Raw genomic sequence first — 22404 nt, forward strand, 5'->3', positions numbered from 1 at the left:
TGGCGCCCCGCCCGCGCGGGGTGTTCAGGGCCGCTTGATGCCGAAGGCGCCGAGGACCTGCTCGGTGTTCTTCTGCATCTGCTCCTGCATCTGCAGGAACACGTTCTTGGACTGCTCGACGTAGCTGCCCATCAGCCCCTGCAGCATGGGCGACTGCATCGACATGAAGCGGGCCCACATCTCGGGCGTGAGGCTCTGCGCCTTTTCGGCCAGCTGGGCCTGAACCTCGGTCATGGCCTGGATGTTCTTCTCCAGGTACGGCGCCATGAAGCCCTGCATCGCGTGGCCGTAGAAGCGGATGATGCTGGCCAGCACCTGCTCGGTGAACATCGGTGCGCCGCCCGCCTCTTCCTCCAGGATGATCTGCAGCAGGATGCTGCGCGTGAGGTCGTCGCCGGTCTTCGCGTCGCGCACCACGAAGGGCGCGTTCTCCATCACCAGTTGCTTGACCTCGGCCAGCGTGATGTACGCCGAGGTGTCGGTGTCGTAGAGCCTGCGGTTGGGGTACTTCTTGATGACGCGCTGCGGCGACTTGGAAGCGCCCTTCTTGCTCTGCACTGCTCACTCCTTGCGGCGCCCGCTGGCGGGGCGGTCCGGATCATTCTAGGAAGCGGCATTGCTGCACCGCGCCAAGGTTTACCCTGACCGGCGCTGCCCGCCTCAGGGGGTGGTGGCGTACTCCGCGCCGCAACTGCGGCACCGGCCCGTTTCGGTGATGCCGTCGCCGGCGCGGTGGAAGCTCAGCACGTGCTTGAAGCCTCCGAGCACCCAGCAGCGCGGGCAGTGTTCGTGGCCGGCCACCGGCAGGTAGGCGCGCGCCCGCTGCTCGACGCGCTCGCGCGTCACGGCGGCACCGTGGCTTTCCGCGCGCAGCACGTCTTCGGCCGCCATGGTGTCGACGCGGCCTGCGGCGCGGTCGTTCATGCCGTAGACCGCCCGCGCGAACTCCAGCGGCGCCTGGCGCATGAGCGCTGCCAGGCGCGATTCCACGGCCTGGAGCTGCGGGGCGTCGATGGAGGTCATGGGCTGGAAAAAGTACGGATCAGGCGGCATGCGCATGCCGGCGTCAAGGTACCACAAGCCAGGGGCCGCCTCCAGACATGCGCCGCGCACGAGGGCCCGGAGCCTGCCTCCCGCAAGGGAGGCCTCTGGAGGCAAGGAGAGAAAGGAAATTGGTAGGCGCGATTGGACTCGAACCAACGACCCCCACCATGTCAAGGTGGTGCTCTAACCAGCTGAGCTACGCGCCTAAGGGTGTTCGAGAAGCGAGATTGTAGCAGGAAGAACGCGGCCTTCTTCGGGCCGCGCCCCTCTCTTTCCGTTTCTGCTCAGCGCCGGCGCGCCCAGCGCACGCCCGGCACGTTCGCCACGACGCCGAGCACCTGCGCCAGGCGGCTCGTGTCGGTGATCTCGATGGTGAAGGTCATCCATGCCGTGCCGCGCACCGACTGCGTCTGCACGCCGATGACGTTCATCTTCTCGCGGGCGAAGACGTCCGAGATGTCGCGCAGCAATCCCTGCCGGTCGGCGGCCTCGACCGCCACGTCGACGGCATAGACCGAGTCGCCGGCGCCGGCCTTGGGCTTGCCCCACTCCACCTCGATCACGCGCTCGCGGTTGCGGTTGGCCATGTGCCGGAAGGTGCTGCAGTCGGCACGGTGCACGCTCACGCCATGGCCGCGCGTGACGAAGCCGCTGATCGCGTCCGGCGGCGCGGGCCGGCAGCACTTGGCCAGTTGCGTCATCAGCGACGAGACGCCGACCACCAGCACGCCGCCCTTGCTGCCCTGCTCGCTGCCGCGCGGCTTGCGCACCAGGGGCACGTCGTCGGCCGGCGGCGCGGCCTCCTGCGGGCGCAGCAGGTTCTCGATGTTGCGCAGGGAGAACTCGTCCTTGCCCACCACCTCGAACAACTGGTCGGCCGAGCGGAAGCCCAGTTGCGAGGCCAGGTCGTCCAGCTTGAGCGCCGTCCTGCCTTCCCGCTGCAGCAGCCGCTCCACCGCCTCGCGGCCGCGGGCGACGGTCTCCTGCGTCGCCTGGGCGTTGAACCAGGCCCGCACCTTGGCGCGTGCGCGCTGGCTGGCCAGGTAGGCCAGGTCCGGGTTGAGCCAGTCGCGCGAGGGGCCGCCCTCCTTGGCCGCGATGACCTCCACCGTCTGCCCGTTCTGCAGCGGCGTGTTCAGCGGCACCATCGCGCCGTCGACCCGCGCGCCGCGGCAGCGGTGGCCCAGTTGCGTGTGGACGGTGTAGGCGAAGTCCACCGGCGTGGCGCCCTGCGGCAGCTCGACGATGGCGGCATCGGGCGTGAGCACGTAGATGCGGTCATCGAACAGCCCCTTGCCCTGGTCGCCGCCGGCGAGGTCGCGCTCCCAGGCCAGCAACTGGCGCAGCACGGCGATCTTGGCGTCGTACTCGCCGCCGGCCCACACCCCGGCGTAGCCGCGCGGGCCGGCCTCCTTGTAGGCCCAGTGCGCGGCCACGCCGTGCTCGGCGTGCTCGTGCATCTGCTCCGTGCGGATCTGGATCTCGATGGGCTTGCCGGCCTGCCCGTTCGCCACCTCGCGCACCACCGTGTGCAGCGACTGGTAGCCGTTGGCCTTGGGCCGGGCGATGTAGTCGTCGAACTCCTCGACGATGGGCTGGAAGTGCGAATGCACCCAGGCCAGCACCGCGTAGCAGTCCTTCACGTCGGTCACGATGACGCGCAGCGCCAGGATGTCGAACACCTGGCCGAAGTCCAGCGACTTGCCGCGCATCTTCTTGACGATGCTGTAGATGTTCTTCGGCCGCCCCTGCACGGTGGCGGTGATACCCTGCGCCGCCAGCTCGCGCTCCAGGCGCTCGCGCAGCTGCGCCACGTAGCCCTCGCGCTCCACGCGCTTCTCGTCCAGGAGGCGCGCGATGAGCTTGTAGGTCTCGGGCTCCAGGAAGCGGAAGGACAGGTCCTCGATCTCCCACTTCACCTGCCAGATGCCCAGCCGGTTGGCCAGCGGTGCGAAAACCTGCAGCGACTCGCGCGCCAGGCTCTCGGGCACCGGCGTCCTGGAGGCCGCCGCGTGCCGCAGCGTCTGCAGGCGCGAGGCCAGGCGCAGCATCACCACCCGCAGGTCGCGCGAGAAGGCGAGCAGCATCTTGCGCACGTTCTCGGTCTGCGCGCCGGCGTCCTGGTGGGCGGTGACGACCGAGCGGGTCTGCTTCTGCACCTGCACCAGCTTGGTGGTCTCCACCGCCAGCGCGGCGAAGTTGTCGCCGAAGACTTTCGCGATGACTTCCTGCGGCCGGTTCAGATGCTGACAGGAATAGACCAGGTAGGTCGCCGCCTGCATGGCTTCGGAGCCGCCCATGGACGCGACGATGGCGGCCACCGCGTCGGCATGCGCCAGCGTGTTCTCGCCGGTGTCGAGGAACTCGCCCTCGATCAGCGGCGCGGCGAAGGCGCGCGCCCGCTCCAGCATGTTCGCGATCGCCGGCTGCCCCTGCGCGGTGGCGGCGGACAGCGCGTGCTCGGCCGGCGCCGGCCGGGTGGTCGTCTCGGTCATCGAGCGCACGTCGCCCTCACCGGTCCAGCAGGAAGGACGCGACGGCCCCGCTCTGCGCCGGATCGATCAGCGTCGGCGCATGGCCGACCCCGGCGAACTCGACCAGCCGTGCGCGCGGGCCGCGCTGCGTCATGGCCTGCGCGGTGGCTGGCGAGAGCAGATCGGACTGCGCGCCGCGCAGCAGCAGCGTGGGCACGCGGATGGCGTCGTACAGGGCCCACGCGGCCTGCTCGGCCTGCGCGGCAATCTCGGGCGTGAGCGCGCGGATCGGCTCGGCGAGAGCCGGGTCGTAGTGCAGCACCACGCCGTCGCCGCCCTCGCCTGTGCCAGGCGCCTGCTTGCGCCGGCCGTCGGCGCTGCGCTCGCCCGCCGGCACGACCATCGGCCGCGTCAGCGCCAGCCACTGCTCGGGCGTGTGGGGACCGAAGCCGGTGGAAATCGACCACAGCGCATCGGCCGCGGCCTGCACGTCCGGGTAGCGTCCGCCGCGGCCGACATACGAGGCGATGCGCGCGATGGCGGCGGCCTCGATCGCCGGCCCCACGTCGTTGAGCACGAGCCGGCGCACCGGTGCGGGCAACGGCAGGTCCTTGGCGCCTGCCAGCACCATGCCGATCAGCCCGCCCATGCTGGTGCCCACGACGTCGAGCGCACCGATCGGGGCCTCGGCCTGCAACGCCGCGAGCAGCGCCAGCACGTCGCCGGCGTACTGCGGCACCTGGTAGCCCTGCGGATCGCGCAGCCAGTCGCTGCGGCCACGGCCGACGATGTCAGGGCAGACGATGCGCAGCGGCCCGTGCGCCTGCGCCAGCAGCACGCGCGCCAGCGTGTCGAAGTCGCGGCCCTGGCGCGTCAGGCCGTGCATGCACACGACGACGCGCGCCGCGGCGGGATCGCCCGGGCTGCTGTTCCATTGCCAGTACGCCATGCGATGACCGCCCTGCCCGTCGGGGCAGTTCACGAAATCGAGCCTGGGTTCAGTCATTCGAAGGGTCCGTCTTGCTGCGGATAATGGGCCGGTTCATCGTAATTGATCCGGAGTTCTCGCATCATGCTCAAAGGCAAAACCGCCCTCGTCACCGGCTCCACCAGCGGCATCGGACTCGGCATCGCCAAGGCCCTGGCGCAGCAGGGCGCCCACATCGTCCTCAACGGTTTCGGCGACTCGGCCGCGCCGAAGGCGGAGATCGAGAAGTTGGGCGTGCGCGCCGAGTACCACGGCGCCGACATGAGCAAGCCTTCGGAGATCGAGGACATGATGAAGTTCGCGGCCGCCAAGTTCGGCCGCGTGGACGTGCTGGTCAACAACGCCGGCATCCAGCACGTGGCGAAGGTCGAGGACTTCCCGCCCGAGAAGTGGGACGCCATCATCGCCATCAACCTGTCCAGCGCCTTCCACACCACGCGCCTGGCCGTTCCCGCCATGCGCGAAGCCAACTGGGGCCGCGTGATCAACATCGCCTCGGCCCACGGCCTGGTCGCCTCGGCGCAGAAGTCGGCCTACGTGGCGGCCAAGCACGGCATCGTGGGGCTGACCAAGGCGGTGGCGCTGGAGACGGCCACCACCGGCGTGACCTGCAATGCCATCTGTCCCGGCTGGGTACTGACGCCGCTGGTGCAGAAGCAGATCGACGACCGCGCGGCGCGCGAAGGCATCCCGGTCGAGCAGGCGCGCAACGAACTGCTGGGCGAGAAGCAGCCTTCGCTGCAGTTCACCACGGTCGATCAGCTCGGCGGCCTGGCGGTGTTCCTGTGCTCGCCTGCCGCCGACCAGGTGCGCGGCGTGGCCTGGCAGGTGGACGGCGGCTGGACGGCCCAGTGAAGGCCGGGCCGGCAGCTTCCTCTACTTGAGCTGCACCGAGCCTGAGACGTCGATGGTCACCGCCGTCGTGCCGGCTTCCACCGGCACCGGCGCATCGGACGAGAAGGACTTGGCGGCCGCAGCCATCACGCGCGGCTGCACCGGCCCGCCGTGGCTGGAATTGACCGATACCTCGCGCAGCGAATAGCCCGAGAAGCCGAAGCCGCGGGCCAGCTCGTCGGCCTTGCGCCGGAAGTTCTCGATGGCCAGCTGCTGCGCCTCGGCCTCCGACTTCTGGCGCTGCTCGCGGCTGAGGGCAAAGCCCACGTGGCTCACGGTCAGGGTGTCGATGCGCGAAGCGGTGCGCGTGATGCGGGCGAAGTCGCGCCCTTCGAGGATCAGCTGGGCGCTGCCCTGCCAGCCGCTGATCTTGCCCTCCCGGCTGTAGCGGGGACTGAGGCTGAAGTTGCCGGTGCGCACGTCGAGCTGGCCCGGCTGGGCTTCCTTCTTGGCCTGCGCCAGCGCCGCGTCGAGCGCGCTGCGCACCTGGGACTGCACGGTCGCCGCGTCCGCGCCGTCGCGCGTGGTGCCGAGCGTCATGTTCAGCAGGTCCTGCTGGACCTCGACCGTTCCGCTGGCGGACAGCTGCAGCACGTTCTGCGGCGGGGTCCACGGGACGTTCTGGGCTGCCGCCGCACCGGCGGCAGCCAGCGCGGCGCAGACCGCGATCAGCTTCATGGCATTCAAATTCAAGACAGGCTCTCCCTGTAGTGGGTGTGGATGGCTGGATACGGGAAGGGAACGGCGCGGCCCGGCGCCGTGCCGGCTCACTGCCGTGAGTTGGACGCCCAGGGCCAGAAGACGCGCCAGCCGCTGCCGGCCGGCTGTCCGCTACCGCCGGACGATACCGCCGGGCCGGACTCGGCCGTCTGCGTCGCCTCGCTGCGGGCCGCCCATTCGCTGCGCAGCTGCTCGCGCAGCTGCGCCCTCTCGGCCGCCGTCAGCCGGCGCCCGGCCATGGCCTCGTCGGCGCGGATCTGCTCGCGCTGCTCGGCGCGGTGGTCGGCCACGGCGCGCCGCACGTCCAGGCGGTCGGGCTCGCCCGCACGCAGCCATTGCGCGCCCGCTGCCAGGGGCACGGCGACGGCGGCAAGGCACAGCAGACGCAGAATGACGGAACGGGGCATCGGCTCAGGCATCCATTGAAAAGCCTGACACTGTGCCACCCCAACGTGTCGCTTCGGCAAGGCGGGCGCGAGCGTGCGCAAGTTTTGTAGCTTAGTGTCAGACGACACCGATTTCGCGGCAGACGTCAGAAGAACGCCTTCAGAATCGCCGCTGTTACAAATTCATCTCTCGGAACTGTTGCTCCAATGACTCAAGCACCCGCCCGAACCGACAAGATCGTCATCGTCGATGACGATGCCCGCATCCGCGACCTGCTGCGCCGCTACCTGACCCAGGAAGGCTTCGAGGTCATCGTGGCGGAGGACGGCAAGGCGCTCAACCGCATCCTGCTGCGCGACACGGTCGACCTGATCGTGCTCGACCTGATGATGCCCGGCGAGGACGGTCTGTCGGTGTGCCGACGGCTGCGCGCCGCCAACGACCGCACCCCGATCATCATGCTCACCGCCAAGGGCGAGGACGTGGACCGCATCGTCGGCCTGGAAGTCGGCGCCGACGACTACCTGGGCAAGCCCTTCAACCCGCGCGAGCTGCTGGCGCGCGTGCATGCGGTGCTGCGCCGCCGCCCGCCGCAGGAGGCGCCCGGCGCCCCCTCGACCGAGAACGAGATGGTCAGCTTCGGGCCCTTCGAGTTCGACCTGGGTTCGCGCACGCTCAAGAAGGACGGCGAGGAGCTTTCGCTGACCACCGGCGAGTTCGCCATGCTCAAGGCGCTGGTGCGCCATCCGCGCCAGCCGCTGTCGCGCGAGAAGCTGGCGCAACTGGCGCGCGGCCGCGAGTTCGAACCCTTCGACCGCAGCCTGGACGTGCAGATCTCGCGCCTGCGCAAGCTGATCGAGTCCGACGCCGCCGCGCCGCGCTACATCCAGACGGTATGGGGCGTCGGCTACGTGTTCGTGCCGGACGGCACGGCGTGACGCATCGTGGCGGCCGTCGCCGGCCCTGATACGACGCAGCCCAGCCCGCTGGCTGAGGATACGGCGTCGGTCACCCTGCCCACGCCGCTGGAGATGCGGCCGCACCGCGGCCGCCGGCGTCGCCTGCGGCTGGGCTTCAGCCTGTTCTGGCGCACCTTCTTCCTGCTGGCGCTGCTGCTGATGGGCTGCATCTTCGTGTGGCTGCAGACCTTCCGTTCGCTGGAGGACGAGCCGCGCTCCGTGCAGACGGCGCACCAGATCGCCTCGCTGGTCAACCTCACGCGCGCGGCGCTGGTCTATTCGGACGCCATCACCCGCGTGTCGCTGATCAAGACGCTGGCCGACCAGGAGGGCGTGCGCATCCTGCCGCGCGAGCCGCACGACCGCTTCGAGGCCTACACCCAGGGCACGCTGGACCGCCGCGCGACGGAGGAACTGGTGGACCGCCTGGGGGAAGGCACGGTAATCGCCAGCCGCGTCAACGACGAGCCGGGCCTGTGGATCGGCTTCGCGATCGATTCGGACAACTACTGGCTGCTGCTGGACCCGGCGCGCTTCTCGCGCGTGGGGGGGCGCACCTGGCTGACCTGGCTGATCACGGCCGTCGCGCTGTCGCTGGCGGGCTCGGCGCTGATCACGCGCTTCATCAACCGGCCGCTCAAGCAGTTGTCGCGCACCAAGGAGATCCGCGACGTCAACGTCGGCTTCAACCGCATGGCCGACCAGCTCGCCAAGATCGAGCAGGAGCGGGCCGTGATGCTGGCCGGCATCTCGCACGACCTGCGCACGCCGCTGGCGCGCCTGCGGCTGGAAACCGAGATGAGCGTGGCCGACGAGGACGCGCGCGCCCACATGGCCGCCGACATCGCGCAGCTGGACGCCATCATCGACAAGTTCCTCGACTACGCGCGGCCTGACCACGTGCAGTTCCTGCCCGTGCTGTTGCGCGACGTGATCGACGCCAGCATCTTCAGCGTGCAGGACTACGACGACGTGGAGATCAAGGTCGAGGTGGACCCGGAGCTGGCCGTGATGGCCGACGAGGTGGAGCTGATTCGCGTGATCTCCAACCTGGTGGAGAACGCCCGCCGCTACGGCAGGACGCCCGGCACCGAGGTCGCGCAGATCAACATCCAGGCCCAGGCGCACAACGACGCGGTGCTGCTGAAGGTGCGCGACCACGGGCCGGGGGTGCCGCAAGCGCTGCTGGTGCAACTGACCAAGCCCTTCTTCCGTGGCGACGCGGCGCGCACCTCGGCGGCCGGCGCCGGGCTGGGGCTGTCGATCGTGGCCAAGAACATCGAGCGCATGGGCGGCAGCTTCGCGCTGACGAGCACGCCGGGACGCGGCTTCGCGGCCCACATGCGGCTGCAGCGGGCAGCCACCAGCCAGGCGGTGGCTGCGAAGAAGCAGAAGGCCGAAGGCAAGACGGCCCGGATGGTCTGAGCCTCAGCGGTGCAGCAGCACCGCGGCGCGCGCTTCCATCGCGCGGCCCTCGCCCACCGGGCCGAGCTTCTCGGCCGTCTTGGCCTTCACGTTGACCTGGCCCGCATCGAGGCCGAGCACGCGTGCCAGCCGCTCGCACATGGCCGGGATGTGCGGCGCCAGCTTCGGCGCCTGCGCGATGACGGTGCTGTCGACGTTGCCGATCCGCCAGCCGGCGGCGCGCACGCGCCGCGCCGCCTCGGCCAGCAGCACCATCGAGTCGGCGCCGCGGAACTGCGGGTCGGTGTCGGGGAAATGGCGGCCGATGTCGCCGAGCGCCGCGGCGCCGAGCAGCGCGTCGGTGATCGCATGGGCCAGCACGTCGGCATCGGAATGGCCGACGAGGCCCTTGTCGTGCGCGATCTCGACGCCGCCCAGCACCAGGCGGCGGCCTTCGGCGAGCTGGTGGACGTCCCAGCCCTCGCCGATGCGGATGGAGAAGGGGGCGGCAGGCGCGGATTCGGTCATGGGATGCGGCGCGCCCCGGCGGTGGTGGCGCGCGCGGCAAGCACGGCCTCGGCCAGGGCGAAGTCCTCGGGATAGGTGATCTTGAAGTTCTGCGCGCTGCCCGGCACCAGGCGCGGCGCCAGGCCGGCGGCTTCGATGGCGCCGGCCTCGTCGGTGATGGCGTCGCCGGCTTGCGCCAGCGCCTCGGCCAGCGTGCCCAGGCGGAACATCTGGGGCGTCTGCGCCAGCCACTTGCCGGCCCGCGGCAGCGTGCCTGCCACGCGGCCCTCGGGTGTGGCCGCCTTGAGCGTGTCGGGCAGCGGCAGCGCCAGCAGGCCGCCCACCGGGTCGTCGGCGCAGTCGGCCACCAGCCGCTCGACCAGCGCCGGCGTGACCAGGCAGCGCGCGGCGTCGTGGACCAGCACCCAGTCCTGCGCGCCCGCGCCCGCCGCAGCCAGCGCGCGCAGGCCGTTCGCCACCGTGGCGGCGCGGGTGGCGCCGCCCACGCGCAGCAGCCGCTCGCCGGCGCGGGGAAAGTCCGGCAGCACCTGCTCGACGAACGCGTCGTCCGGCGCCACCACCAGCGCCAGCGTCGCCAGCCGGCGGCCCAGCGCGCGGAACGCCTCGACGGTGTGCGCCACGATCGGCCGCCCGGCCAGCGGCGCGTACTGCTTGGGCCCGGCCGCGCCGGCGCGCGCACCCACGCCGGCACACGGAACGAGCACATGCAGACGGGGTGCGGACATGGATGGATGCGAGGGTTGGCGCGGGGCGGCAGGCCCTGCGGAAAGAGGGGCGCCATTCTAGAATCGGGCCTCTCACACCCCTCGCCCCCACGGCGCGGGGTGTTTGTCATTTCCCGCACCGATGCAACTCCCCACCCTCCTTCCCGGCAAGCGCTTCACGCTGCCGCGCCCGCCGGCCTCCGGCGACGCGCTGCTGCTGGCGCGGCTGGCCGAGCGCGAGCAGCAGCACGGCCGCCTCGTCGCCCTCTTCACGGCCGAGGCCACCGACACCCAGCGCCTGCTCGACGAGATCGCCTTCTTCGCGCCCGGCCTGCGCTGCGCCGTCTTCCCCGACTGGGAGACGCTGCCCTACGACAGCTTCTCGCCGCACCAGGACCTGATCAGCGAGCGGCTGGCGACGCTGTGGCGCATCTCGCAGCGCGAGGTGGACGTGGTGCTGGTGCCGGCCACCACAGCGCTGTACCGCCTGGCGCCGCCGGCCTTCCTTGCCGGCTACACCTTCCAGTTCAAGACCGGGCAGAAGCTCGACGAAGCGAAATTCAAGGCCCAGCTCACGCTGGCCGGCTACAGCCACGTCACGCAGGTGGTCAGCCCCGGCGAATACGCGGTGCGCGGCGGGCTGATCGACCTGTTCCCGATGGGCTCGCCGCAGCCCTTCCGCGTCGACCTGTTCGACGACGAGATCGACTCGATCCGCACCTTCGACCCCGACTCGCAGCGCAGCCTCTACCCGGTGCCCGAGGTGCGCCTGCTGCCCGGCCGCGAGTTCCCGATGGACGACGAGGCGCGCGCGCGCTTCCGCGCCCGCTGGCGCGAGTTGCTGGAGGGCGACCCGACCAAGAGCCGCATCTACAAGGACATGGGCAACGGCGTCGCCACCGCCGGCATCGAGTACTACCTGCCGCTGTTCTTCGACGAGACGGCCACCGTGTTCGACTACCTGGGTGAGGCCAGCACACTGGTGCTGCACGGCGACCTGGAGGCCGCCTTCCAGCACTTCTGGCAGGACACGCGCGAGCGCTACCGGCTGGTGCAGGGCGATCCGGAGCGGCCTGCGCTGCCGCCGGAGGCGCTGTTTCTGTCGGCGGAGCAGTTCTACGGCAAGACCAAGGCGCATCCGCAACTCGCTGTCCGCACCCCCTCCCCCGTTCGCGCTGAGCCTGTCGAAGCGCCGGGCCCGGCTTCGACAAGCTCAGCCCGAACGGTGGGAGAGGAATCCACATCCGCCTACGCCGAGTTCGAATCGCTGCCGCCCCTGGCCGTCTCACGCGGCGCCGACGACCCGCTCACCCGCCTGAAGGAGCACATCGCCCGCACGCCGCACCGCGTGCTGGTGCTGGCCGAGAGCGACGGCCGGCGCGAGAGCCTGCTGGACTTCCTGCGCGCCAGCGGCGTCAGCCCGCCGGCCTTCGACTCGCTGGCGGAGTTCGAGGAAGCGGAAGGCGAGAAGACCGGCATCGCCACCGCCGCCGTCGCGGCCGGCTTCGCCTGGAACGAGGCCGGCATCGACTTCGTCACCGAGACCGAGCTGTTCGCCACCGGCCCCACCACGCGCCGGCGCGGCAAGCGGCAGGAGGCGACCAGCGACGTCGATGCGCTGATCAAGGACCTGTCGGAGCTGAAGGTGGGCGACCCGGTCGTGCACAGCGCGCACGGCATCGGCCGCTACCGCGGGCTGGTCAACATGGACCTGGGCTCGAAGAACGCCGACGGCACGCCGGCCCTGCAGGAGATGCTGCACCTGGAGTACGCCGACAAGGCCACGCTGTACGTGCCGGTGTCGCAGCTGCACCTGGTCAGCCGCTACACCGGCGTGAGCGCCGACGAGGCGCCACTGCACAAGCTGGGCAGCGGCCAGTGGGAAAAGGCCAAGCGCAAGGCTGCGGAGCAGGTGCGCGACGCCGCCGCCGAGTTGCTGAACATCTACGCCCGCCGCGCCGCGCGCGAGGGCTTCGCCTTCCGCTTCTCGGCGGCCGACTACGAGGTCTTCGCCAACGACTTCGGCTTCGAGGAGACGGCCGACCAGAAGGCCGCGATCCACGCCGTCATCCAGGACATGGTGTCGCCTCGCCCGATGGACCGCCTGGTCTGCGGCGACGTCGGCTTCGGCAAGACCGAGGTGGCGCTGCGCGCGGCCTTCGTGGCGGTGACGGGCGGCAAGCAGGTGGCCTTCCTCGCGCCGACCACGCTGCTGGCCGAGCAGCACCACCAGACGCTGGTGGACCGCTTCTCCAAGTGGCCGGTGAAGGTCGCCGAGATGAGCCGCTTCCGCTCCGGCAAGGAGATCGCAGCCGCTGCCAAGGGGCTGGCCGACGGCAGCGTGGACATCGTGGTCGGCACGCACAAGCTGCTCTCCGGATCGGTCAAGTTCAAGAACCTGGGCCTGCTCATCATCGACGAGGAGCACCGCTTCGGCGTGCGCCACAAGGAGGCGATGAAGGCGCTGCGCGCCGAGGTGGACGTGCTCACCCTCACCGCCACGCCGATCCCGCGCACGCTGGGCATGGCGCTGGAGGGGCTGCGCGACCTCTCCGTGATCGCCACCGCGCCGCAGCGCCGCCTGGCCATCAAGACCTTCGTGCGCAACGAGGGCACCGGCGTCATCCGCGAGGCGGTGCTGCGCGAACTCAAGCGCGGCGGGCAGTGCTACTTCCTGCACAACGAGGTCGAGACCATCGAGAACCGCCGCCAGAAGCTGGAGCAGATCCTGCCCGAGGCGCGCATCGCCGTGGCCCACGGCCAGATGCCCGAGCGCGAGCTGGAACGCGTGATGCGCGACTTCGTGGCGCAGCGCTACAACATCCTGCTGTGCTCGACCATCATCGAGACGGGCATCGACGTGCCCACCGCCAACACCATCGTCATCAGCCGCGCCGACAAGTTCGGCCTGGCGCAGCTGCACCAGCTGCGCGGGCGCGTCGGCCGCAGCCACCACCAGGCGTACGCCTACCTGATGGTCCCCGACATCGAGGGCCTGACCAAGCAGGCCGCGCAGCGGCTGGACGCGATCCAGCAGATGGAGGAGCTGGGCAGCGGCTTTTACCTGGCGATGCACGACCTGGAGATCCGCGGCGCCGGCGAGGTGCTGGGCGAGAACCAGAGCGGCAACATGATGGAGATCGGCTTCCAGCTCTACAACGAGATGCTGGCCGAGGCGGTGAAGTCGCTCAAGGAAGGCAAGGAGCCGGACCTGCTCTCGCCGCTGAACGTGACCACCGAGATCAACCTGCACGCCCCCGCCCTGCTGCCCGACGACTACTGCGGCGACGTGCACCTTCGCCTGTCCTTCTACAAGAAGCTGGCCACCGCGAGGACCTCCGACCAGATCGATGCGCTGCTGGAGGAGATCGTCGACCGCTTCGGCAAGCTCCCCGCCCAGGCGCAGACGCTGATCGACGTGCACCGCCTGCGCGTGCTGGCGCGGCCCTACGGCGTGGTCAAGGTCGACGCGGCGCCGGGCGTCATCCACATCACCTTCAAGCCCAACCCGCCGGTCGACCCGATGGCGATCATCGGCCTGATCCAGAAGAACCGGCACATCAAGCTCGCCGGCAACGAGAAGCTGCGCATCGAGCGCGAGTTGAAGGAGCCGAAGGACCGCGCGCAGATGGTGCGCGACGTGCTGCGCTCGCTGGGGCAGCCGAAGGTGGAAGCGCAGGCGGTGCCCGCCTGAGCCGCCGCGCCCGCGCCATGCTCGCCGAAGCCGCCCTCCTTCTCGTCGCCCTGGCGGCGGCGCTCGCGCTGCGGCCGTGGCGACTGATGCCGCACGGGGAGCGCCTCGGCCCGCTGCTGGCCGTGCTGGTGCTGCTGCCGTGGGTGTGGGCGCTGCCGGCACTGCATCCGGTAGCTTCTCAGTTGCGCTGGTCGGGCGCCTGCCTGGCCGTCCTGCTGCTGGGCTGGCCGGTGGCGGTGCCCGCGCTGCTGGCCTGCGCCGCGCTGGCCTGGCTGATCGCCCCGCTTGGCCTCGACGACGTGGTCGGCATCGCCTTCTGGCAGGGCGTGCTGCCGGCCACGTTGGCGCTGGGCCTGGGCGCGCTGCTGCGGCGCTGGCTGGGAGAGCATCCCTTCGTCTACCTGCTGGGCCGCGCCTTCCTGGGCACCGTGGCCTGCGTTTTCCTGGCCAGCGCGCTGCAGGTGTGGGCGGGCGAGCGCCTGCCCGGCACCGAACCCGGCCTCGCGCTGGTCGCCCACTGGCTGATGGCCTGGGGCGACGGCATCGTCACCGGCATGCTGGCCAGCATCTTCGTGGCCTTCGCGCCGCAGTGGCTGGCCACCTGGTCCGATACGCTCTACCTGCGCCGGCCCTGAGGGCCGCGCTCCTTCCCGACTTTCCGCCTCCACCGATGTCTTCCGCCCCGCTTCCCGCTCCCGTCGAATTCGCGCCCGGCCTCGTGCTGCGCGGCGTCCAGCCGCCGCTGGCGCTGTCGGACTTCCGCCTGATCGCCTTCGACATGGATTCGACGCTGATCACCATCGAGTGCATCGACGAGATCGCCGACGCGGTGGGCAAGAAGGCGGAGGTCGCCGCCATCACCGAGGCCACGATGCGCGGCGAGATCAAGGACTTCAAGGAAAGCCTGCGGCGGCGCGTGGCCCTGCTGCGCGGCGTGCCGGCCGGCGCCCTGCAGGAGGTGTACGACCAGCGGCTGCGCCTCACGCCCGGCGCGCCCGAGCTGGTGGCCGCCTGCCGGGCGGCGGGGCTGAAGGTGCTGCTGGTCTCCGGCGGCTTCACCTTCTTCGCCGACCGCGTGCGCGAACGGCTGGGCATCGACTTCGTCCGCTCCAACCTGCTGGAGCAGGACGGCGGCATGCTCACCGGCCGCGTGGTGCCGCAGAGCTGGGGCGACATCTGCGACGGCGCCGAGAAGCGCCGCACGCTGCTGGAAGTGGCCTCGCTGCTGCGCATCGACCCGGCGCAGGCGATCGCGGTGGGCGACGGCGCGAACGACCTGCCGATGATGGGCGAGGCGGGCCTGTCGGTGGCCTACCGCGCCAAGCCCCGGGTGCGCGAGCAGGCGATGGTCGCCATCGACGAGGGCGGGCTGGACCGCCTGCTGGCGCTGTTCGAGGGCTGAGCGCCCTCGCCGCCGGCCTGCTTCAGCGCGGGTCGCGGAACCAGTTGCCGGCCTCGACGCGGATCAGCACCTTGTCGGGGTCGAAATTCACGCCGGCCGGGTTCCTGCCCTCCTGCACCGCCTTGATCTGCTGGCGCAGCGCGCGGCGCAGCATGCCCACGCCCTTGTCGCTGGTGGCCAGGTGCTCCTCGTTGTGGAAGGTGATCGGCCCCTGGCCCACCTGCGCCTCCCAGTCGCCGGGGTAGCGCTGCCGCTCCTCCTCGGTCATCTTCGACCACGGGCGCAGGTTGGGGCTGCGCGGCAGCGCGTTCTGGTCCTCGGGGATCTTCATCGCGAAGCACAGGCGGAAGTGGGTGTCGTCCACCGGCACCACGAAGCCGATGCCGCCGGCGGCGCCGTGGCGCAACTGCACGTTGGGCACCATGCGCACGTAGGGGAAGCTCGCCGCCGTGATGCGGTCCATTTCTCGCCCGTCGTCGAGCTTGCGGTAGGCGGTGTAGCGGATGCCGTCGTCGGTGTACTCCCATTCCACCTCGGGCATCACGCCCATCTCCAGCACGAACTGCACGCCGCTGAAGGTGGTGTGCAGCACCGGGATGTGGAAGGGGTCCATCACGTTCTCCCACTCCTGCAGCCAGTTGCAGGGCACGATCTCCACGTCGTCGTCGCCGCCGGCGTAGAGGCTGGAGTGCGAGACGTGCAGCTTCATGCCGGGCTCGATGGTCTCGAGGATGTCCCAGCGCGGCAGCAGCGGCATGCGATCGGGCGGGCCCATGTAGGCCCAGAGGATGCCGTAGCGCTCCTGCACCGGGTACCAGGGCTGGCGGATGCGCTCGCGGTTCGCGCCGCCGCCCTTCTCGCAGGGCTGGTCCAGGCAGCGGCCTTCGACGCTGAACAGCCAGCCGTGGTAGCAGCAGCGGATGCCCTCGGGCTCCACGCGGCCGTAGAACAGGTCGGTGCCGCGGTGCGCGCAGCGGTTGTGCAGCAGGCCGGCGCGGCCGCTGCGGTCGCGGAAGACGATCAGGTCCTCGCCCAGGATGCGGATGCGCGCCGGCGTGGTGGTCACGCGCTCCGACAGGGTGACGGGGTGCCAGTAGCGGCGCATGAATTCGCCGCAGGGCGTGCCCGGCCCCACCTCGGTGAGCAGGGCGTCGTGCTGGCCGGCCGGGCGGCCGTAGGCCACGCCGGTCAGGTCGGGTTTCTCGTAGGCGCTCAAGTTCTTTCTCCAGGTGCCCGCCGATCGGCGTCGTGGGTCCGCATCTGAATTTGTCCAAACGGTCAAATAAGATCATACGAACACGCCATGCCACAGCGCAATGCCCTGGGCAAGCCCGGATCTCGGGGAAAGCGATAATTTGACCGAATGGTCAAACCTCCCCAGAATCGCGACCCGCCTCCCCACAACTCTTCTGGGCGTTCGTCCATGACGCCCGACAAGGAATGCCCACGATGAATCTGCCGCGCCTCTCCCGCTGCGTCCGGTCGTTCGCCACCTGCGCGCTGATCCTCGGCAGCGCGACCGCGGTGCTGGCACAGGACAAGGTGACCTTCGCCACCAACTGGCGCGCGCAGGCCACCCACGGCGGCTTCTTCCAGGCCGTGGCCGACGGCACCTACAGGAAGTACGGCCTGGAGGTGGAGATCCAGCAGGGCGGCCCGCAGGTGAACAACCGCGCCATGCTGCCGGCCGGGCGCATCGACTTCCTGATGACCGGCGGCCTGCTGACGGCGCTGGAGAACACGCGCAACAAGGTGCCCACGGTGATCGTGGCGGCCTACTTCCAGAAGGACCCCACCGCGCTGATCGCCCACAAGGGCGAGTACAAGAACTTCGCCGAGTTGAAGAACGCCAAGAGCGTCTTCATCGCCAAGAGCAACCAGTTCGGCTTCTGGCAGTGGCTCAAGGCCGAGCACGGCTTCAGCGACGAGCAGTTCAAGCCCTACACCTTCAACATCGGCCCCTTCATGGTCGACAAGAAGTCCGTGCAGCAGGCCTTCGCCACCTCCGAGGTGCTCTATGCGCGCGACCAGGGCGCCGAGGTGGACGTGTTCCTCCTGGCCGACCAGGGCTACAACACCTACGGCAACCTGATCGAGACGCGTACCGAGCTGGTGAAGAACAAGCCCGACCTGGTGCAGCGCTTCGTGGACGCCTCGACCATCGGCTGGAACAACTTCCTCTACGGCGACCCGAAGCCCGGCCTCGATCTCATCAAGAAGTTCAACCCCGACGTCAACGACGCCAAGCTGGCCGCCGAGCGCGAGCAGATGATCCGGCTGGACCTCGTCGACTCGGGCGACGCCAAGACCAAGGGCATCGGCGCGATCGACATGCCCCGCGTGCGCGACTTCGCGGCCCGCATGGTCAAGGCCGGCATCTACAAGCCCGGCGAGGTCGACGCCGACCTGGCGGTGACCGACCGCTTCGTCAACAAGGGCGTGGGCGTCAAGGCCGCCAAGTGATGCGCGGCGCCGCGGCCGTGCTCGCCCTTGCCTGGGGGCTCCTGCCGATCGGCGCTGCGGCCGCTTCGCCGGCACCCCAGGCGCCCATCGTCCGCACGGCGCTGGGCCCGGTGCAGGGCAACTGGATGGAAGAAGGCCGCGTGGCGGCCTACCTGGGCATTCCTTTCGCCCAGCCGCCCGTCGCAGACCTGCGCTTCGAGAAGGCGCGACCGGCCAGCCCCTGGGGGCCGCAGCCCCTGCAGGCCACGCGCTTCAAGCCCGCCTGCATGCAGCAGGGCCAGGTGCCGGCGGACGTCGGCATGTCCGAGGACTGCCTGTACCTGAACGTCTATGCGCCGCAGGCCGCATCCGATGCGGGCCCCCGGCCGGTGATGGTCTTCCTGCACGGCGGGCGCTACTGGACGGGCCGCGCCTCCGAGAACAAGGTCGAGAAGCTGGCGGCGCGCAGCGGCGCCGTCGTCGTGACCGTGGCCTACCGCCTCAACGCCTTCGGCTTCCTGGCGGACCCGGCCCGCGCCCGCGCCGGCGACGCCAACCTCGGCCTGCAGGACCAGCAGCTCGCGCTGCGCTGGCTGGCGCGCCATGTGCACGCGTTCGGCGGCGACCCGCGGCGCGTGATGCTCTTCGGCGAAAGCGCCGGCGCCGGCAGCGTGTTGGCGCAGTTGCTGGACCCTGCCGCCGCGGGCCTGTTCCAGCGCGCGATGCTGCAATCCACCTGGCAGTGGCGGCTGCCCACGCTGGCGCAGGCCACGGCCGGCACCCACGCGCTGGCGCGGCGCCTGGGCTGCACGACGGACGACGCCGCCGCGATGGTCGCGTGCCTGAAACGCGTACCGGCGGAGAAGCTGCTCCCGCCCCTGGCCGACAGCCATGCCTTCCAGCCCACCGTCGATGGCGTACGGCTGAAGGCGCAGCCGCTGGCCCTGCTGGAGCAAGGCCGCTTCCAGCGGCAGGTGCCCGTCCTCGTCGGCCTGAATGCCGAGGAAGGGAACTTCATGGCCATGTCCCGCACGGGCTGGAAGCGGCCCGACCAGCCGGTGCACGACGCCGCCTACCTGAAGGCCGCACGCGATGCGCTCTCGCCCTTCTACCCGGCCGGCCAGGTGGAGGACATCCTCTCGTGGTACGCCCCGCAGCGCGCCACGCAGGGCAACTGGCACGCGCTGAGCCGGCTGCTGGGCGACTTCTACCTGAACTGCGGCAGCTACACGGCCGCCGCCGCACTGGCCCGGCACGGCCGGCGCCCGGCCTACGCCTACTGGTTCGCGCACGTGAGCCGGAACCATCCCAAGGCCTACCTGGGCGCGACGCACGGCGACGAACTGGACCTGCTCTTCGCCGCGCCGGTCTATCCGCCCGGCTATCCGCTGGACCCGGACGACCGCGCGCTCTCGCATCGCATGATGCAGGCCTGGGGCGCCTTCGCCCGCAGCGGCGTCCCCGTCCAGGGCGAAGGCCACGGCCCATGGCCGCCGCTCACCGCCTCGTCCCGCATCGCGCCCGTCTGGTCCGAGCCCGCCGCGGCGGCGCCGCACCGCTTCGAGGACGCATCGGGGCAGTGCGCGAGATGGCACGCCCTCCTGCGCTGAGATTCCCGCCCCCCCGAACCCACACGGCCCAGCCCATCCCCATGCCAAGCCTCCAGCCGCCCTCCGCCGCCGCCTCGCCGCCGCCGCTGTTCAGCATGCGCGACGTCGGCAAGCGCTTCCCGAACGGCACCCTCGCCCTGCAGGGCATGTCGCTGGAATGCGGCGACCACGAGTTCATCAGCTTCCTCGGCCCCTCGGGCTGCGGCAAGAGCACCGCGCTGCGCCTGATCGCGGGCCTCACGCGCATCAGCGAAGGCGCCCTGGAATGGCCCGAGCGCCCGGCGCCGGCGGACGGCCAGCGCGAACTGGGCTTCGTGTTCCAGGAGCCCACGCTCATGCCCTGGGCCAAGGTCTTCGACAACGTCTGGCTGCCGCTCAAGCTGGCCGGCGTGAAGCGCGACGCGGCGGCGCCCGTGATCCGGCAGGTGCTGGAGATGGTGGGCCTGTCGCGCTTCGCCGACGTGTACCCGCGCGAGCTGTCGGGCGGCATGAAGATGCGCGTGTCCATCGCCCGCGCGCTGGTCACGCAGCCGCGCCTGCTGCTGATGGACGAGCCCTTCGCCGCGCTCGACGAGATGACGCGCATCAAGCTCAACAACGACCTGCTGGCCATCTGGCGCGAGCACCGCTTCTCGGTCGTCTTCGTCACGCACAGCGTCTACGAGTCGGTGTACCTGTCCAGCCGCATCGTCGTGATGGCCGCCCGGCCGGGCCGCGTGGTCGAGACCTTCGGCATCGAGGAGCCCTACCCGCGCGGCGAGGAGTTCCGCACCTCCAGCCGCTACAACCAGCATTGCATGGCGGTGCAGCGCTCGCTGCACGGCGCGCTGGGCGGCCAGGACATCGACCACTGAGAGAGCGAGGCGAACGTGAGCAAGCCCCACCTGGACGCACACCAGCGCAAGGCGCAGCGCCGCGAGGCCGTCATGCGCGTCGCGGTCCCGGCCGTCATCATCCTTGCCATCCTCGTCGGCTGGGAAATGATGGTGCGCGTCAACGAGATCCCGCACTACATCATTCCCGCGCCGTCGCTGATCTGGCGCACGCTGCTCGACAACTGGGCCACGCTGTGGCCGGCCCTGTGGTTCACCGTCAAGCTGACCCTGTTGGCCCTGCTGGCGGCCGTGGTCGGCGGCGTGCTGCTGGCCATCGCCTTCGCCCTGTTCCGCTGGGTGGAGATCGGCTTCTTCCCCATCGCCGTGGTGCTGCAGGTCACGCCGATCATCGCCATCGCGCCGCTGATCCTGATCTACGTGTCCAACACCACGGCGGCGCTGCTGCTGTGCGCCTGGATCGTCGCCTTCTTCCCCATCCTGTCGAACACGGTGATCGGGCTCAAGAGCGCCGACAGCAACCTGCGCGACCTGTTCCAGCTCTACAAGGCCACGCCCTGGCAGCGCTTCCGCTACCTGCTGGTGCCCAGCGCCCTGCCCTACTTCATGGCGGGCCTGAAGATCGCCGGCGGCCTGGCGCTGATCGGCGCGGTGGTGGCCGAGTTCACTGCCGGCACGGCGGGCCGCGAGACGGGCCTGGCCTCGCGCATCCTGGAGTCGAGCTTCCGCACCGAGATCCCGATGATGTTCGCCGCGCTGTTCCTGGTCTCCGCGCTGGGCGTGGTGATCTTCCTGGTCTTCGCCGTCCTCTCGAAGATGGTGCTGGGGCACTGGCACGAGAGCGAGATGCGCCGGGAGCAATAGCAAAGATGACCGACATGCCGATCTCCATTCCCGCCGCGCCGCCCACCGGCCACGCGGGCTTCGCCTACGACCTGTCCCGCGTGGACTGGCAACAGGTGCAGGCCGACTTGCAGGGCCTGGACGTGATCACGCGGCTGCCGCAGCGGCGGCAGCTGTCCAAGGACTTCTTCTGGTACAGCCCCGTGCTGGTCGACCTGCTCGCCGACTGCGTGGCCGACGTCGTGGTGCGCGTGGGCACCGAGGAGGACGTGCGCCAGGTGGCGCAGGTGGCCGCGCGGCATCGGGTGCCGCTGACGGTGCGCGCCGGCGGCACCGGCAACTACGGCCAGTGCGTGCCGCTCAACGGCGGCATCGTGATGGACGTGAGCGGCCTGGCGCGCGTGCTCGACATCCAGCCCGGCCGCGTCCGCGCCCAGGCCGGCGCGCGCATGTACGACATCGAGATGGCCGCGCGCGAGACCGGCCAGGGCCTGCGCATGTGGCCCTCGACCTGGCACGTGGCCTCCATCGGCGGCTTCATCTCGGGCGGCTTCGGCGGCATCGGCTCGATGCGCAACGGCATCCTGCGCGATCCCGGCAACATGCTGCGCGCGCGCGTGATGACGGTCGAGCAGGAGCCGCGCATCATCGAGCTGGCGGGCGACGATATCCAGAAGGTGCAGCATGCCTTCGGCACCAACGGCGTGATCCTCGACGTGGAGGTGGCGCTGGACCCGCACGTGGAATGGCTGCACACGACGGTGCTGTTCCCGACCTACCGCGGCGCGCTGGACTTCGCCTGCGCCGCCAGCACGCCCGCGCTGGACCTGTTCCTGCTCTCCACCGTGGAAGCGCGCTTCTCGCCCTACTACACCAGCATGGGCGACAGGTTCCCGGCCGACCGGCATGCGGTCTTCACCATGGTCTCGCCCGACTCCATCGGCGAGGTGCGCGCGCTGGCGCGGCGCATGGGCGGCGAGATCTCGGTCTGCGGCACCGAGCAGGAGCTGCTGGACGCCGGCCTGCCGCCGGCCTACGAGTGCGCCTACAACCACACCACGCTGCAGGCGCTGAAGGTGGACCGCAGCTGGACCTACCTGCAGGTGGCCTACGCCCAGCCCTTCGACCCGGCCGTGGTGCAGCGGCATCTCGACGTCTTCGGCGACGACGTGCTGCAGCACCAGGACTTCGCGCGCGCCGGCGGCGAGTTCGGGACCTTTGGCATCATCCTGGTCCGCTGGAAGGGCATCGAGCACCAGTACGAAGTGATCCGCGAAATCGAATCGCAGGGCGGCTGCCAGATCTTCAATCCTCACGTGGTCACCATCGAGGAAGGCGGCATGAAGGCGATCGACGACCAGCAGATCGATTTCAAGAGACACGGCGACCCGATGGGCCTGATGAATCCCGGCAAGACGCGCGGCTGGCGGCCGGAGATGGCCCGCCCGGCCTGAACCCAACACCTCATTCGTCAACCG

At 70.4% G+C, this 22404-nt stretch carries 20 protein-coding genes and 1 tRNA gene; 11 read left to right on the forward strand and 10 right to left on the reverse strand.

The features are described from left to right. Nucleotides 1–24 precede the first annotated feature (24 nt). From phaR to Q392_RS17235, 5 genes are all read right to left on the reverse strand, one after another. Entirely contained in the window at nt 25–558 is a 534-nt protein-coding gene (gene phaR / locus Q392_RS17215; protein ID WP_038210399.1) for a polyhydroxyalkanoate synthesis repressor PhaR, read from the reverse strand. Nucleotides 559–660: 102 nt separating this feature from the next. Further along, complete coding sequence (locus tag Q392_RS17220) at nt 661–1080, reverse strand: hypothetical protein (RefSeq protein WP_245610739.1); 420 nt, start codon at nt 1078–1080, stop codon at nt 661–663. A 93-nt stretch (nt 1081–1173) separates the two neighbouring features. After that, nucleotides 1174–1250: transfer RNA gene (locus Q392_RS17225), tRNA-Val, on the reverse strand. Between the two features lie 78 nt (nt 1251–1328). Further along, nucleotides 1329–3539, reverse strand: coding sequence for a RelA/SpoT family protein (locus tag Q392_RS17230; RefSeq protein WP_038210401.1), 2211 nt, complete (start codon nt 3537–3539; stop codon nt 1329–1331). Nucleotides 3540–3555: 16 nt separating this feature from the next. Continuing rightward, nucleotides 3556–4524, reverse strand: coding sequence for an alpha/beta fold hydrolase (locus Q392_RS17235; protein ID WP_038210402.1), 969 nt, complete (start codon nt 4522–4524; stop codon nt 3556–3558). A 66-nt stretch (nt 4525–4590) separates the two neighbouring features. Here Q392_RS17235 and Q392_RS17240 point away from each other — a divergent pair, with 66 nt between their 5' ends. Next, entirely contained in the window at nt 4591–5361 is a 771-nt protein-coding gene (locus tag Q392_RS17240) for a 3-hydroxybutyrate dehydrogenase (RefSeq protein ID WP_038210407.1), read from the forward strand. A 21-nt stretch (nt 5362–5382) separates the two neighbouring features. Here the strand turns inward: Q392_RS17240 and Q392_RS17245 are convergent, their stop codons facing one another. Together Q392_RS17245 and Q392_RS17250 are read right to left on the reverse strand one after the other, a co-directional pair. Further along, nucleotides 5383–6078 carry an SIMPL domain-containing protein gene (locus Q392_RS17245; protein WP_038210408.1) on the reverse strand — a complete coding sequence of 232 codons (696 nt, stop codon included), beginning with the start codon at nt 6076–6078 and terminating at the stop codon, nt 5383–5385. Between the two features lie 89 nt (nt 6079–6167). Continuing rightward, nucleotides 6168–6527: a hypothetical protein gene (locus Q392_RS17250; protein ID WP_051953610.1), complete on the reverse strand. Its 360-nt coding sequence runs from the start codon at nt 6525–6527 to the stop codon at nt 6168–6170. Between the two features lie 186 nt (nt 6528–6713). On the opposite strand from Q392_RS17250, the gene ompR reads away from it, so the two are divergent. Next, the gene (ompR, locus tag Q392_RS17255; protein WP_038210410.1) at nt 6714–7445 is read left to right on the forward strand and encodes an osmolarity response regulator transcription factor OmpR; all 732 of its coding nucleotides are present in this window, start codon (nt 6714–6716) and stop codon (nt 7443–7445) included. A gap of 75 nt (nt 7446–7520) precedes the next feature. Then, nucleotides 7521–8891, forward strand: a complete 1371-nt coding sequence (locus tag Q392_RS17260; protein ID WP_051953624.1) for a sensor histidine kinase — start codon at nt 7521–7523, stop codon at nt 8889–8891. Nucleotides 8892–8894: 3 nt separating this feature from the next. Here the strand turns inward: Q392_RS17260 and ispF are convergent, their stop codons facing one another. After that, the gene (gene ispF, locus Q392_RS17265; RefSeq protein WP_038210413.1) at nt 8895–9398 is read right to left on the reverse strand and encodes a 2-C-methyl-D-erythritol 2,4-cyclodiphosphate synthase; all 504 of its coding nucleotides are present in this window, start codon (nt 9396–9398) and stop codon (nt 8895–8897) included. Next, complete coding sequence (ispD, locus tag Q392_RS17270; protein ID WP_038210415.1) at nt 9395–10123, reverse strand: 2-C-methyl-D-erythritol 4-phosphate cytidylyltransferase; 729 nt, start codon at nt 10121–10123, stop codon at nt 9395–9397. Before ispD ends, ispF begins: the two co-directional genes overlap by 4 nt. A 121-nt stretch (nt 10124–10244) precedes the next feature. On the opposite strand from ispD, the gene mfd reads away from it, so the two are divergent. The 3 genes from mfd to serB are packed head-to-tail and all read left to right on the forward strand — an operon-like array spanning nt 10245 to nt 15198. Beyond that, complete coding sequence (gene mfd, locus Q392_RS17275) at nt 10245–13796, forward strand: transcription-repair coupling factor (RefSeq protein ID WP_038210417.1); 3552 nt, start codon at nt 10245–10247, stop codon at nt 13794–13796. A 17-nt stretch (nt 13797–13813) separates the two neighbouring features. Further along, nucleotides 13814–14431 carry a hypothetical protein gene (locus Q392_RS17280; protein WP_038210419.1) on the forward strand — a complete coding sequence of 206 codons (618 nt, stop codon included), beginning with the start codon at nt 13814–13816 and terminating at the stop codon, nt 14429–14431. Between the two features lie 35 nt (nt 14432–14466). Further along, nucleotides 14467–15198, forward strand: a complete 732-nt coding sequence (serB, locus tag Q392_RS17285) for a phosphoserine phosphatase SerB (protein ID WP_038210427.1) — start codon at nt 14467–14469, stop codon at nt 15196–15198. 22 nt (nt 15199–15220) lie between these two features. Here the strand turns inward: serB and Q392_RS17290 are convergent, their stop codons facing one another. Then, nucleotides 15221–16414, reverse strand: a complete 1194-nt coding sequence (locus Q392_RS17290) for a Rieske 2Fe-2S domain-containing protein (protein ID WP_245610740.1) — start codon at nt 16412–16414, stop codon at nt 15221–15223. A gap of 233 nt (nt 16415–16647) precedes the next feature. On the opposite strand from Q392_RS17290, the gene Q392_RS17295 reads away from it, so the two are divergent. The 5 genes from Q392_RS17295 to Q392_RS17315 all read left to right on the forward strand — a co-directional run bounded on the left by Q392_RS17295 (nt 16648) and on the right by Q392_RS17315 (nt 22380). Beyond that, entirely contained in the window at nt 16648–17661 is a 1014-nt protein-coding gene (locus Q392_RS17295; RefSeq protein ID WP_038210430.1) for an ABC transporter substrate-binding protein, read from the forward strand. Nucleotides 17662–17678: 17 nt separating this feature from the next. After that, nucleotides 17679–19250 (forward strand): carboxylesterase family protein, encoded by a 1572-nt coding sequence (locus Q392_RS17300; protein WP_211260249.1) that lies wholly within the window; start codon nt 17679–17681, stop codon nt 19248–19250. Nucleotides 19251–19291: 41 nt separating this feature from the next. Continuing rightward, nucleotides 19292–20104 (forward strand): ABC transporter ATP-binding protein, encoded by an 813-nt coding sequence (locus tag Q392_RS17305; protein WP_038210432.1) that lies wholly within the window; start codon nt 19292–19294, stop codon nt 20102–20104. Nucleotides 20105–20176: 72 nt separating this feature from the next. Next, a complete protein-coding gene (locus Q392_RS17310; protein WP_084217149.1) occupies nt 20177–20947 on the forward strand; it encodes an ABC transporter permease in 771 nt (256 codons plus the stop codon). A gap of 14 nt (nt 20948–20961) precedes the next feature. Then, on the forward strand, nt 20962–22380 hold the full coding sequence (locus Q392_RS17315) for an FAD-binding oxidoreductase (protein ID WP_084217151.1): 1419 nt from the start codon (nt 20962–20964) through the stop codon (nt 22378–22380). Nucleotides 22381–22404: the final 24 nt, after the last annotated feature.

Source organism: Xenophilus azovorans DSM 13620, assembly GCF_000745855.1.
Lineage (GTDB): Bacteria > Pseudomonadota > Gammaproteobacteria > Burkholderiales > Burkholderiaceae_C > Xenophilus > Xenophilus azovorans.